A 12,928-nucleotide genomic window follows, 5' to 3' on the forward strand; every position below is an offset into this window, starting at 1 on the left:
TGTTGCAGGTTTAGTCTGCCCCCATGACCTCCTCGCCCGCGCCCCCCGACGACTCCGCCCCGGAAAGCACCGAGAACGCTGAGAGCACCGAGAGCACCGGGCACAGCGCCCGGCTCGACACCGCCAGGTTGCGCGTGCTCGCCCACCCGTTGCGCGTGAACGTGCTGACCCTGCTCCGCCAGCGCGGCCCGTCGACAGCGACCCGGATCGCCGAACAGCTCGGCATCAAACCCGCCGCAGCCAGCTACCACCTGCGACGCCTCGCCGCGGGCGGGCTCATCGTGGAAGCGCCGGACCGCGGCACGGGACGCGAACGGTGGTGGAAGTCCGCGCACCACCAGTCGATCCACGATCCGGCCACCGAGCCCCCGGAGCAGCGCGAGGCCGGACGCGCCTACGCGCAGGCCGTCGCCCTCGCGTCCGTGGACCGCCTGCACCAGGCCGCCCAGGAGGTGCCGTCGCTGCCGGCGCAGTGGTACGAGGCCGCCGTGTACGCCGACTTCGCCCTGTGGCTGACCCCGGAAGCCGTCGACCGGATGCGCGCAGAGATCTTCGACGTGGTCGCCCGCTACCGGCACAGCGAGGCCGAAGCGCCGCCCGGGGCCTCCCCGGTGTCCCTGCAGGTGCAGGCGTTCCCCGTACCCGGCACCGTGGACCTGGACACGGGCGGCCGATGACCTCCTACGACATGGCGGCGCCCGGAATACCCGCGTACCGGGACCTCAACGTCCTGCGCTGGCTCGCCGCCTACACCGCCTCCGTCATGGGCGACGTGGTGTACTTCCTCGTCCTTTCGTGGTCGGCCACGCGGGCGACCGGACCGTCGCAGGCCGGACTCGTCATCGCCACCGGGGCGTTGCCCCGGGCGGTGCTCATGCTCGGCGGCGGAGTACTGGCCGACCGGTTCGGGCCGCGCCGGGTGGCCGTCGCCTCCGACGCGACCCGCTGCGTCGTCATCCTCGCCGCCGCGTTGTCCGTGGTGCTGATGCCGCCGAGCCTCTGGCTGCTCGTTCCGGTGGCCCTGGTGTTCGGCGTGGTCGACGCGGTGTTCATGCCGGCGGTGGGCGCGCTCCCCCCGCGTATCACCGCCCCGGAGCAACTCGCCCGGGTCCAGGGGATGCGCGGACTGTCCATCCGGCTGAGCAATGCCGTGGGCCCACTCCTGGCGGGCGTCGCGCTCGCGGCCGGAGGGGCCGCGGGCGCGTTCGCGACCGCCGGCACGCTGTTCGCCCTCTCGCTGGCCGTCCTGCTCACCGTACGGGTGTCCGCTCTGCCGCCGACGGACCGACGAGCCGCCGGGCGGGCCGAGTTACGCGACGGGCTGCGCTACGTCCGCCGTCACCGCGTGCTCGCGCCGCTGATCGCGGTGATCGGTCTGAGCGAGATGTGCTTCAGCGGCCCGGTCGCCGCCGGCCTGGTGCTCCTGGCGGACGAACGCGGCTGGGGCGCCGCGGGCATGGGGTGGATCGCGAGTGCGTTCAGCGTCGGAGCCGCGGCCGCCGCGCTCCTCCTCACCGTGCGCGCACGCGTCCCGCGCGCCGGGCCCGTGTTGTCCGGCGCGTTGTGCGTCACGGCCGCGGGGGCGGTCGCCCTGGGACACGCACCGGCTCTCCCTTCCGCTGTGGCGTTCGGCGGGCTCATCGGGCTGGCCAACGGGATCACCGCGACGGTGACGGGCGCCCTGGTCCAGACGGAGACCGACCCCCGGTACCTGGGCCGGGTCACCTCGGTCACGACCCTGTGCTCCCTGGGCCTCGCCCCGGCGCTCTTCCCGCTCGTCGGTGTCACGGTGGCCGTGTGGGGCGCGGCGATGTTCTTCACCGTGTGCGGGGGCATCTGTCTGGTCGCGGCCCTGTTCAGCGTCTCCGCGCCCGCGCTGCGCCGGGCGGAACTCCACGGCCCCGGGACCGAACGGCCGCCGGAGCGGTGACCGTTCCCCTGTCGGCCTGCCCGGACCACCGGCCGATCGGCACGTCAGCAGCTCGGCACATCGGCAGGTCGGCAGGTCGGTCGGCAGCTCGGTCGCCCGGTGGGTCAGCCGGCCGACCGGCCGCACCCCCTCGCGCCCCGGACCTTGTCCGGGTGATCGTTCTGTTGGGAGGGTGAGGCATGCAGACATCGCCGACCTTCGTCCTCGTCCACGGAGCCTTCGCGAACTCCTTCTCCTTCGCGCCGCTTCAAGCCGAACTCGCCCTGCTCGGGCACCGGTCGGCCGCGGTCGACCTGCCCGGCCACGGTTTCGGGGCCACCTTCCCCGCCGCGTACCAGACTCCGCAGGACCTCGTGGGCCTCGCCTCGGAGCCCGGGAGCATCAAGGGGGTCACGCTCGCCGACAACGTCGCCCGGGTGATCGAGGCCCTGGAGCGGGCCAGGCGGAACGGACCCACCGTCCTGGTCGGCCACAGCAGGGGCGGTGCGACCGTCACCGCCGTCGCCAACGCCCGGCCCGACCTCATCGACCGCATCGTGTACGTCTCCGCGTGGTGCCCCGTGGAGCTGGACGTGGCGGGCTACTACGCCGAACCGGAGATGGCCGACGTCGACGCGGGCGCCTTCGCCTCCGCTCTTCTCGGCGACCCGGGCGAACTCGGCCTGCTGCGGGTCAACTTCCGCACAGCCGACCCCACGGCGCTCACCGCGTTCCGGCAGGCGTTCGCCGCCGACCTCACCGACGACGAGTTCCGCACCTTCCTCAACACCTTCCAGCCCGACGAGAACCTCGACGCCGGGACGTCCGCCGACCGGGCGCAGGCCGCGACCTGGGGCACGGTGCCCCGGACCTACGTACGCCTGGCCGCCGACGCCAGCCTGCCGCCCGCCGTGCAGGACCGCATGATCCGGGAGGCCGACGCGCTCACGCCCGACAACCCCTTCGACGTGCACACCCTCGAAGGCGGCCACCTGCGCTGGCTGGTCCACCCGAAGCCCGCCGCCGAACTGCTCGCCGGTCTCGCGGATCTCACCGGTCCCACGGACCCGGCCGGGTCCTGACGCCGGGTCCTGACGCCGGTCCCGCCCTCCGAGCCGTCACCGGCCCGCCGCTCACGTGGGCGGCGGGCCGGGACCGGCCGCGTCAGGCAGACGCTCAACTCTCCCGGTGAGTCACGGAACTTCGGGGAGGGTCAGCGCCTTGGCGTACGGCATCCCCGCGCGTTCCGCGTACGTCATGCGCTCGCGGACCTCGAACAGCGTGCGCGGGCGGTATCCCGGGCCGCCGCAGCAGCTCTTGTGGAACCGGACACCCGCGTTCAACAGCACCGAGAGCGTCCGCCAGGCCGCCCGGTCGCGGCGCGGAGGCGCGGCGAACGCCGATCCCACGTGGATGAGCGCCCCGGCGCAGCGCGGGCACACCCGCGCCCGGCGCGGAGCGTGCGGCTCGTGCCGCACGGCGGGCTCGTAGGGCTGCTTGTACGAGGCCCGGCACGGCAGGCAGACGTACGAAGTTTTCGACGGCGGCATGCCGCGATCGTAGGCGGCGTTCCACGGACGGCCCCAGCGGTTTTCGCCTCATCGGTTCACCTCATCGGCTTTTGCCCCACCGGCCTTCGCCTCACCAGGTTCGCCCCATCGGCTTCGACCCACCGGTTTTCGGCTTCGGCCCCGGAGCCCGCCCCTCTCGCCCGCTGGCCCTGCCCCGGTGGGACCCGCCCCCCCGGGCCCTCTCTGGGCCCTGCGCTGGGCCCTCTCTGGGCCCCGCCCTGGGTCTGTGGGCCCCTGACAGACCCGCCGCCTCCACCTAGCGTCTATGCGGGTAGACCCCCGCACCCGTCGCCCCGCACCCCCGTGCCCGTACGTGGCTCACCCCCACGCCCCGACCGCTTCGAGGGAGATCCGATGTGCCAGTCCTGTGCGGCCTCCGCCGCTCCCGCCCCTCTGCACGCTGACGCGTCCGGCCCGTTCCGAGGGCTGTCCCGGCGCGGGCTGCTGGCCGGTGCGGGCCTCGGCGCCCTCGCCGTACACCTGCCGACCGGTAGCGCGGCAGCCACGGAACCCGAGGCGGCGGCGGAAGCCGAGGCAGCGGCGTCGGCCAGAAACGGGGCCTGGGCCTGCCCGGCCCTCGGGCGGTTCCCGGCCGGGGGACACTACGGCGCACCCCGGGGCGGCGCTTCCCACGCCGGGCAGGACGTCAGCAACTCCACCGGCACCGCCGTCCACGCGGCCGCCGCCGGCACGGTCGTCCGCCGCTCGTGGGGTGGCGGGCTGCCGGGCCGGACGGGCAACGCCCTGGTGATCGCGCACGGCGGCGGCCAGTACACCTACTACGGGCACCTCAGCGCCTACCGCGTCGGGCTGAACGCCGAGGTCGGAGCCGGTCAGCGCATCGCCGACATGGGCGCCACCGGCAACGTCACCGGCCCCCACCTCCATTTCGAGACGCACACCGGCCGCCTCGGCACGACGGTGAACCCGGTCTCCTTCCTGGCCGCCCGGGGCGTGGACCTGTCCGGCGGCTGGTCGCGGATCGACCCGGGGGCGAGCGGCGCGACGGTCGTCGTGATCCAGCACCTGATGAACCGACGCGGCTACGGCCTGGTCGTCGACGGGGCGTACGGTTCCGTCTCCGCCGACGCCGTCAAGCGGTTCCAGCGCTCCCAGGGGCTGACCGCCGACGGGCAGGTCGGCCCGGCCACCTGGCCCGAGCTCGTGTACACGCTGCGGCAGGGCGCCGACGGCTCCCACGTCCGGGCGCTCCAGACCGCGCTGAACAAGCGCGGCGCCGGGCTGGCGGTCGACGGCGGGTTCGGGTCCGTCACCAGGAGCGCCGTACGCGCCTACCAGAGCGTCAACCGCCTGGTGGTCGACGGCGAGGCGGGCCCGGTGACCTGGCGGGCGCTCACCGGCTGATCCGTTCGACGACGCGGGGCCCGCCGCCCCGCCCAGCAGACATGGGACGGGCGGCGGGCCGCCCGACCGACGTGGGGCCCATGGTGACGCGTGGTGCCTCGCGGGGCCGCCCGGGAGGGCGGCAGTGGTCGGCCCTGAACGGTCCGGCGGCCGTTCAGGGCCGACCGTGTCCCCCGCACCACCGTCGCACCACGGCGACGGCCACCGCAGGAGCCCCGGCATGATGACACCCATGATCGACGCCCCCGACCCCGCCCGTTCGGCCGGCACCCGGGCCGCCGAACGCGCCCCCGCCCCTCGCGCCTTCGACGCCGTGCTCTGCGATCTCGACAACGTCGTCCGCTTCTACGACACCGCCCCGCTGGCCGCCCTGGAGCGGGCCGCCGGTCTGCCGGAGGGCACCACCGAGAGCGTCGCCTACGCGCCCGAGGTCGATCTCCCCCTGCTCCTGGGCCGGATCACCACGGACGCCTGGGTCGAGTCCATCACCGCCGGGCTCACAGGCCGCGTGGGCGAGGAGCGTGCCCGCGCACTGGGCCGGGCCCTCGCCGACGCGCCGTTCCGGGCCGACGAGGAAGCCGTGTCGCTGCTGCGCCGGGCCAGGACCCATGTGCCGTTGGTGCTCGTCACCAACGCGACCCTCCAACTGGAGCACGATCTCGCCCTGTTGGGGCTGGCCGATCTCGCCGACGCGGTGGTGAGCAGCGCGGTGGAGCGGGTGGCCAAGCCCGATCCGGCCATCTACCGCATCGCGGCCGAGCGGGCGGGCGTACCGCTGGACCGGTGCCTGTTCGTGGACGACCGGCAGGAGAACGTCGACGCGGCGGCCGCCCTCGGCATGACCGGCGTCCTCTACCGCGAACCGGGCGACCTGCGACGGGCGTTGGGCCCGTGCGCGGAAGCGGCGGAGGCCACGGGGACGGCGGCCCCGCGCCCGGAAGGAGCGCGCTGACCGTGGCCGGACCGAACGCGGCGGCGGGCGAGCCCGGGAAACGAAGGCCGGGGACACGGAACCCCGGGACACCGGACCCGGCAGCAGGCGAGGCCGAGGTCCTGGCGGGCGGGACGGCCAACGCCGGTGCCGTCCTCCGGCGCGGTGACGCCGTCGAGCGCCCCGCCCCGCCGCACGCCCACCTCCTCCACGCCCACCTCCGGGCCCTGCGCGACCGGGGGTTCGCGGACGTTCCCGTACCGCTGGAGGTCTCCGGGCGGCACGAGCGCCTCTCGTACGTCCCCGGCGAGGTCGCCGTCGCCCCGTACCCGGCCTGGGCCTGGAGTGACGCCGCCCTGCACTCCGTCGGGGCGTTGCTGCGGCGGATGCACGACACGGCGGCGGCCCTTCCGGCGGACCGGTCGGCGGGCTGGCCCACCGAACTGGCGGACCCCGAGCCGGAATCGGACCCCGAGCCGGTATCGGGCCCGGGCGGGGAGGCGGGCCCCGGGCCGGTGGTCTGCCACAACGACGTGTGCCTGGAGAACGTGGTGTTCCGGGACGGCCGCGCCGCCGCCCTCATCGACTTCGACCTGGCCGCGCCGGGCCGGCCGGTGTGGGACGTGGCCATGACCGCCCGCTACTGGGTCCCGATGCGCGGGCGCGGCGGCCTCGACCCCGCGCACCGCCTGCGCGTGCTGGCCGACGGCTACGGGCTCGGACGGACCGGCCGGGCCGCGCTGCCTGGAGTGATCGAGCAGGCCACCGCTGTGTGCCGGGCGTTCGTCGAGCGGCGGGTGGCGCAGGGGGACGCGGCGTACACGGCGGCGTACGAGGAGAGCGGGCGGGCGGTGTGGGACCGGCACCAGTCCTGGCTGACGGCCCACCGCCGTACTCTGACCACCGCCCTGCTCGCCGACTGACCGGCCTCCCTCCCGCGCCCGGCGGACGCACCCCGCGCGGGAACGAGGGAGGCCACCGGCGCCCGATCGGAGAAGTCCGCCGACGCCCTCCCGGGACCGGAACCAGCGGGACGGCTGGGCGGCTGGGCGGCTGGGTGGCGGCCTGAACTCCGCTCGCCGCCCCGCCTGTTCGGGCTGTTGTCAGTGCGGGCCGGTAAGGTCCCCGCGCATGACCTCCCCCACCGGTGCCGAGCACCCGCACGACCTCGTGGCCGCCTACTCCGAGCTCCTCGGATCGGCGAAGCGCCCGCAAGCACGCAAGGCAGTACGGGAGTTGGCGGTGATCGCCGACGACGGGGCCGCGCTCGAACTGGCCGCCGCGTTCGCGCCGGTCGCGGCGCTCACCTCGGACACGCTCGTGCGGCTGTGGCCGGAGGCCCATGACCCGGACGGCTTCGCCGCCTCCCTCCTGGCACCGGCCTTCCGCGAGGAGGGCCGCACGGAGTTGAAGCTGAAGCGGGTGGCCTCGCTGACGGGTCTGCGGCACCTCGTCATGCTGCGGGCGCTGACGGTGGAACGCTGCAAGGAGATATCCGACCTCTCGGAGCTCGCACCCCTCACCGAGCTGCGCTCCCTCGACCTGAACGGCTGCGCGGGGATCGAGGACCTGACACCGCTCAGCGGACTGACCCGGCTCACCTGGCTGAGCCTGCACCGGTGCCGTCCGGTCTCCGACGTCAAGCCGCTGCTCACCCTCAGCGGGCTGCGCCACCTCGATCTGAGCATCACGCGGGTCACGTCGGTGGACGGGTTCGCGGAGTCGTTCCCCCTGCTCGAAAAACTCGACCTGCGCGGCTGCCGGTCGTTCCGGTCCCCGTCCCAGCTCTCCGGGCTGACCCGGCTGACCCACCTCGATCTGGGATGGACGGCCCTGCGCGACCTGAGCGGCCTGACGAACGTGCCCGCGCTCACCTCCCTCCACCTGGCGAGCTGCAAGCAGCTGCGCGACCTGACCGGCATCGCGGCGGCGGCGAACCTCTCCGAACTGGTCGTCGAGGAATGCCCCCGGCTCCTGTCCGTCCAGGGCTTCGGGCACCACCCGCACCTGACGGCACTGGAGTTCACGGGCTGCGAGAACCTCTCGGACCTGCGCGGCCTCTCCACGCTGTCGCACCCGGCGACGCTGTCGGTCTCGGGCAGCGAACGTTTGTCCTCCCTCACGGGCCTGGGTCCGCTGCCCGCGCTGACGCAGATCTCCTTCGAGGACTGCCCCCGGCTGGCCGACTTCACCGGCCTGACCGGCCTCGCCTCGGCGTACCGGCTGCACCTGGCCGGCCTCGGCCTGATCCGGGACCTCTCCCCCTTCGCCTCCCTCCCCGGGCTCCGCGGCCTCACCCTCGACCGGTGCCAGGGCCTTGCGGAGCTCACCGGGCTCGACGAGCGCAGCGGCCTGGAGGAGCTGTCCGTCAGCCGCACCGGCGGCTTCAGCAGCCCCGGTGACCTGGGCGACGCACCCGACCTGCGCGCACTGGAGCTCCGCGACCTGCCGGCGCTCACCGACCTCGGGCTCCTGCGCGGCCTGCCCGCGCTCGCCGCGGTCCGCGTCGAGGAGTGCCCCGCGCTCACCGACATCAGCGCTCTCGCCCGGACGCCGGTCACCGAGGTCACGCTCCACCGGACGCCGGCACTGGACTCGCTCCAGGTGCTGGAGGAGTGCCGCGACCTGCGGGTCATGAGCGTACGGGGCCTCCCCGGCCTCCTGACCTTCCCCGCGCTCCCGTCCCTGCACGAACTCGACCTGTCCCGGCTGTCGTGGAAGGACCTCACGCCCCTCACCGGCCTCGGGGCGCTCCAGCGCCTCCGGCTGGAGAGCCTCGACGACCTGACGGACATCAGCGCGCTGACCGGGCTGCCCGAGCTGTCCGAACTGCTCCTCGGCAGCCTGCACTCCTTCACCGAACTCGGGCCCCTGTTGGGCATCCCGTCGCTGCGGCAGCTCACCAAGTCGCCGCAGATGAACGCGGAGATCCTGCAGGGCCGACGCGATCCCGTCCTGGTGGAACTCGCCCACCGCGACGTCGTCTTCGACCGGCGCTGAGGGGCTACCCGGGCGGAACACACACGTCACGCGCTACGAGCGTCACACGCGCATCAGGCGCATCAGGCGCATCAGGCGCATGACATGCATCGGGCACATCGCCCGTGCCGCACGCCGGTCTCCCTCGCTCAGCCGTCCGTCGCCGCGTCCGGGTCCGTCCGCGCTGCCGCGTCCAGGCCCGTCCGGAGCTGGGCGAAGGCCGCGTCGGCCGCCCGTGCCGCGCCGACGCGGACCGCGTCCGCGCTCTCGCCCGCGTCGATCCGCCGCCAGTTGTCCAGGGCCAGGATGCGCAGGACCGCGACGATCTGCCCGGCCGCCAGCCGTGCGGGCAGCCCGCCGCCGAGGGCGTCGGCCAGGGCGGCCTCGGAGCGCCCCTGGTAGGCGTACATCCGGGCGACCAGGGCGGGCGTTCCGTACAACAGCCGCATGAACGCCAGCACTTCGGGGGCGTCGCAGAGGCCGGTCACCGGGTCGCGGCGGTCCAGGCCGTCGAGGAAGTGGCGGTGGAGGGCGTCCAGCGGGCTCTCCCCGGCGGGCCGGGCCGCCACCACCCGGGCGGACTCGTCCTCGTGGTCGGCGAACCGGTGCAGGACCAGGTCCTCCTTGGCGGGGAAGTACCGGAACAGCGTCGGCTTGGAGATGTCCGCCGCCGCCGCGACCTCCGCCACGGACACCTTGTCGAAGCCGCGCTCCAGGAACAGCGCGATGGCCGCGTCGGAGACCGCCTGATACGTGAGCTGCTTCTTGCGCTCCCGCAGACCGACCGGCGCCGACGAACCCTCCCGCGCACGGGCCGAGACCGCGCGAGCCGCGACCGCACGGGCCGAGACCGTGCGCGCGGAAGCCGGCCGACCGGGGGCGGCAGGGTCGGAGACCGTACGGCCGGAGGCGGCAGGACCGGGAGTCTGCCGACCGGGGGCCCCGCCGTCCACGAAGCCGTCCCCCAGCCCGTTCCCGGAACCCGCACCGGGACCCGCCCCCGCTCCGGAGCCCGCCCCGGTTCCGGTTCCGTCCGCGCTCCCGGCGTTCTCTCCGTTCATGACCATGAAGCGTACGCCCTTGGCCTCAAGCGGACTTGGCCCCGTCGCCCCGGTCCTCCGGGCCCCCCGCCCCACCGGCCGCCTTCCGGATCAGCGCCTCCACCCCGCCCAGCAGCACCTCCATGCCGAAGGTGAACTCGTACTCCGGATCGTCCGGCTCGCTCATCACCCCGGTCTCCAGCTGCCGGGCGATCCCGGGGTGCCGCTCGGGGTCGACGAGCCGTTTCAGGGTGCGCTCGTGGGAGGCCATCAGCTCGTCGGACGTCACCCCGCGCGCGACGACGGCGGCCGCGAGGTCGCTCATCATCAGCGCCTCGCTGCGGACGAAGTTGGAGACCAGCAGGATCACCGAGGTCTTGTCGCCCTCACCGAGCCCGCTGTCCTCCAGCGCCTGGAGCCCCTGCTCCCACCACGCGACCGAGTTCGGGGTGGCGGGCGGGCCGCCGATGGGGATCCGGAGCGCCCAGAGGTGCGCGTGGTAGCGCTCGCGCTGCGCCGACGCCCACTCGGTGAGCGCGGCCCGCCAGCCCGCCCCGTTCTCCAGGGCGGCCAGCGGTCCCGGCGCGCCCAGGGCCGACTCCTGCATCAGCACGTACAGCTCGTCCTTGGCGGAGACGTACCGGTACAGCGACATCGTGGACACGCCGAGCTCCTGGGCGACCTTGCCCATGGACACCGCCCCGAGGCCGTCCGCCGCCGCGATGCCCACCGCCGCCGCCACGATCCGCTCCAGGCTCAGACCGGGCTTCGGGCCCTTCGCCGGGCGGTCCCGCAGCCCCCAGGCCGCCTCCAGGCTCGCCGGCAGGTCGCCGCCGGCCGCGCCGTTCTTGTCCGTCACCGCACCGTCACCGCATCCCCTTCACCCGGCGCCCCGGCCCATGCCCACGCCTGCCCGCGCCCCCGTGCGCCTTGACCCCATCCTAGAGATGCGTAACACTTACGCAGTAACGCGTATGACATACGCAGAAGGGGGTCCGGAGATGACCGAGCCGATCCGGCCGAACGGGTACGCACCCGCCGCGCCCAGCACCACCACGACGGGCACCGCCACCGCCGCACCCAGCACCACCACGGCGGCCACCGGCCCCGCCGCCATCGAGGCGCACGGCCTGACCAAGTCCTACGGAAAGCCCGCCGTCCGCGTGCTCGACGGCCTCGACCTCCGGGTCGAACGCGGCGCCGTCTTCTCCCTCCTCGGCCCGAACGGGGCCGGCAAGACCACCACCGTGCGCATCCTCGCCACGTTGACCGAGGCCGACTCCGGCACCGCCCGCGTGGCCGGCCACGACGTCGTCGCCGAGCGGGGCGCGGTACGCCGGTCGATCAGCCTCACCGGCCAGTTCGCCGCCGTAGACGAGACGCAGACCGGCGAGGAGAACCTGCGGATGATGGCCCGGCTCACCGGGCAGTCGCGCTCCGCCGCCAGGAGCCGGGCGGCACAGTTGCTGGAGCGCTTCGACCTCACGGCGGCCGCCCGCCGCCCCGTCCGGACGTACTCCGGGGGGATGCGCCGCCGTCTCGATCTGGCGGCGGGGCTGGTCGGTTCACCGGAGCCCGGGGTGTTCTTCCTGGACGAGCCCACCACCGGGCTCGACCCGCGCAGCCGCCAGGAGCTGTGGGAGGTCGTGCGGGAGCTGGCCGCGCGCGGCGCGACGGTGCTCCTCACCACCCAGTACCTGGAGGAGGCCGACCGCCTCGCCGACCGGATCGCCCTGCTGAACCAGGGCCGGATCGCCGCCGAGGGCACCGCCGCCGAACTCAAGTCCCGCGTCGGCGGCCACCGTCTCGACCTGGTCCTCACCAGCCACGACGCCTATCTGCGGCTCGCGTCGCTGGCCGTCCACCACTCCCCCGAGACGCTGACCCTCGGCCTCCCCACCGACGGCTCGGCGGCCCAGGTGCGCGCCCTGCTCGACGGGCTCGACCCGGACGGGCGGGACGTCGAACGCTTCAGCCTGCACTCCGCGACCCTCGACGACGTCTTCCTGACCCTGACCTCGCCCGCCCCCGCCGGGACGGCCGGAGAACCGGCCGCCGGCCGCGCGCCCGCCGCCCGCCCGGCACCGGCCACGGGCACCGCTCCGCGCCCCGCCACCGAGGACGCGTCCACGAACCCGGAGGCACCGACCCATGTCTGACACCGCCGTCCAGCCCCGGAGAGCCCCGGCCCGCCCCACCGGCACGGTCTCCGGACCGCCCGGCCGCGCGCCCGGCCCGCTCACCCACACCGCCGTCATGACCGCCCGCGCCCTGCGCCTCAGCAGCCGCAACATCGACGCGCTGATCACGTCGCTGGCGCTGCCGATCATGCTGATGCTGATCTTCGTCTACTTCTTCGGCGGCGCGATCGACACCGGGTCGGAGTACGACACGTACGTCATGTACGTCGTCCCGGGCGTCCTGCTCCTCTCCGCCGGGTTCGGCGCGGCGACCACCGCCACCGCCGTCAGCGAGGACATGAAGGGCGGCATCATCGACCGCTTCCGCTCCCTGGACGTGGGCGGTACGCCGGTGCTCGCCGGGCATGTGGCGGCCAGCACCGTCCGCAACCTCTGCGCCACCGCCCTGGTCTTCGGCGTCGCGCTGCTGATCGGCTTCCGCCCCGCCGCCACCTGGAGCGGCTGGCTCCTGGCGGCCGTCGTGCTGATCGCCTACATCGTGGCCCTGTCCTGGCTCTCGGCGGCGATCGGCCTGCTCGCCCGGACCCCGGAGGCGGCGAGCGGCTTCACCTTCTTCATGTCGTTCCTGCCCTATCCGAGCAGCGCGTTCGTCCGGACCGAGTCGATGCCGGACTGGCTGCACGGCTTCGCCGACCACCAGCCGATCACCCCGGCCATCGAGTCCCTGCGCGGACTGCTGCTCGGCCAGGAGATGGGCGGCACGCCCTGGATCGCGCTCGCGTGGGCCGCGGGCATGCTCACCGTGGCGATCGCGGCGTCCGGGACCCTGTTCCGCATCCGGACGCGCTGACCCGCACCGCCGGAACGGCCGGGCGCACCCCGCCGGGGACCGCCCGCACGGCTCCCGGCCCGGACCGCTCCACGGAGACCGGCTCCCGACCCCCGGCCCGGACCGCTCCCCGGAACCGGCTCCCGGCCCGGCGGGCCGCCCC

General features: G+C 74.6%; 12 protein-coding genes. 9 read left to right on the forward strand and 3 right to left on the reverse strand.

Going from position 1 to position 12,928, the window contains the following annotated elements; all coding sequences use genetic code 11:
- Positions 1-23 precede the first annotated feature (23 nt).
- The 3 genes from IF19_RS0116575 to IF19_RS0116585 all read left to right on the forward strand — a co-directional run bounded on the left by IF19_RS0116575 (position 24) and on the right by IF19_RS0116585 (position 2,991).
- On the forward strand, positions 24-677 hold the full coding sequence (locus IF19_RS0116575; RefSeq protein WP_078580575.1) for a helix-turn-helix domain-containing protein: 654 nt from the start codon (positions 24-26) through the stop codon (positions 675-677).
- Positions 674-1,930: an MFS transporter gene (locus IF19_RS0116580; protein ID WP_030119018.1), complete on the forward strand. Its 1,257-nt coding sequence runs from the start codon at positions 674-676 to the stop codon at positions 1,928-1,930. Before IF19_RS0116575 ends, IF19_RS0116580 begins: the two co-directional genes overlap by 4 nt.
- A 179-nt stretch (positions 1,931-2,109) precedes the next feature.
- Positions 2,110-2,991, forward strand: a complete 882-nt coding sequence (locus tag IF19_RS0116585) for an alpha/beta fold hydrolase (protein ID WP_030119019.1) — start codon at positions 2,110-2,112, stop codon at positions 2,989-2,991.
- 111 nt (positions 2,992-3,102) lie between these two features.
- On the opposite strand, the gene IF19_RS0116590 is transcribed toward IF19_RS0116585, so the two are convergent.
- Positions 3,103-3,459, reverse strand: a complete 357-nt coding sequence (locus tag IF19_RS0116590; protein WP_030119020.1) for a hypothetical protein — start codon at positions 3,457-3,459, stop codon at positions 3,103-3,105.
- 375 nt (positions 3,460-3,834) lie between these two features.
- On the opposite strand from IF19_RS0116590, the gene IF19_RS0116595 reads away from it, so the two are divergent.
- From IF19_RS0116595 to IF19_RS0116610, 4 genes are all read left to right on the forward strand, one after another.
- Positions 3,835-4,845, forward strand: coding sequence for a peptidoglycan-binding protein (locus tag IF19_RS0116595; protein ID WP_030119021.1), 1,011 nt, complete (start codon positions 3,835-3,837; stop codon positions 4,843-4,845).
- 220 nt (positions 4,846-5,065) lie between these two features.
- The gene (locus IF19_RS0116600; RefSeq protein ID WP_373681602.1) at positions 5,066-5,797 is read left to right on the forward strand and encodes an HAD-IA family hydrolase; all 732 of its coding nucleotides are present in this window, start codon (positions 5,066-5,068) and stop codon (positions 5,795-5,797) included.
- A 101-nt stretch (positions 5,798-5,898) separates the two neighbouring features.
- Positions 5,899-6,699, forward strand: a complete 801-nt coding sequence (locus IF19_RS0116605) for a phosphotransferase (RefSeq protein ID WP_030119023.1) — start codon at positions 5,899-5,901, stop codon at positions 6,697-6,699.
- A 208-nt stretch (positions 6,700-6,907) separates the two neighbouring features.
- Complete coding sequence (locus tag IF19_RS0116610; protein WP_030119024.1) at positions 6,908-8,776, forward strand: leucine-rich repeat domain-containing protein; 1,869 nt, start codon at positions 6,908-6,910, stop codon at positions 8,774-8,776.
- A gap of 128 nt (positions 8,777-8,904) precedes the next feature.
- Here IF19_RS0116610 and IF19_RS01000000134795 read toward each other — a convergent pair whose 3' ends face one another.
- Positions 8,905-9,534, reverse strand: coding sequence for a TetR family transcriptional regulator (locus tag IF19_RS01000000134795; protein WP_050491093.1), 630 nt, complete (start codon positions 9,532-9,534; stop codon positions 8,905-8,907).
- A 307-nt stretch (positions 9,535-9,841) separates the two neighbouring features.
- On the reverse strand, positions 9,842-10,654 hold the full coding sequence (locus IF19_RS0116620) for a TetR/AcrR family transcriptional regulator C-terminal domain-containing protein (RefSeq protein ID WP_050493815.1): 813 nt from the start codon (positions 10,652-10,654) through the stop codon (positions 9,842-9,844).
- A 142-nt stretch (positions 10,655-10,796) separates the two neighbouring features.
- Here IF19_RS0116620 and IF19_RS0116625 point away from each other — a divergent pair, with 142 nt between their 5' ends.
- Together IF19_RS0116625 and IF19_RS0116630 are read left to right on the forward strand one after the other, a co-directional pair.
- Positions 10,797-11,954: an ATP-binding cassette domain-containing protein gene (locus tag IF19_RS0116625; protein WP_078580571.1), complete on the forward strand. Its 1,158-nt coding sequence runs from the start codon at positions 10,797-10,799 to the stop codon at positions 11,952-11,954.
- The gene (locus tag IF19_RS0116630; RefSeq protein ID WP_030119030.1) at positions 11,947-12,786 is read left to right on the forward strand and encodes an ABC transporter permease; all 840 of its coding nucleotides are present in this window, start codon (positions 11,947-11,949) and stop codon (positions 12,784-12,786) included. The genes IF19_RS0116625 and IF19_RS0116630 overlap by 8 nt, the downstream gene beginning before the upstream one ends.
- Positions 12,787-12,928: the final 142 nt, after the last annotated feature.

Source organism: Streptomyces californicus, from assembly GCF_000717645.1.
GTDB classification, from domain to species: Bacteria; Actinomycetota; Actinomycetes; order Streptomycetales; family Streptomycetaceae; genus Streptomyces; species Streptomyces californicus.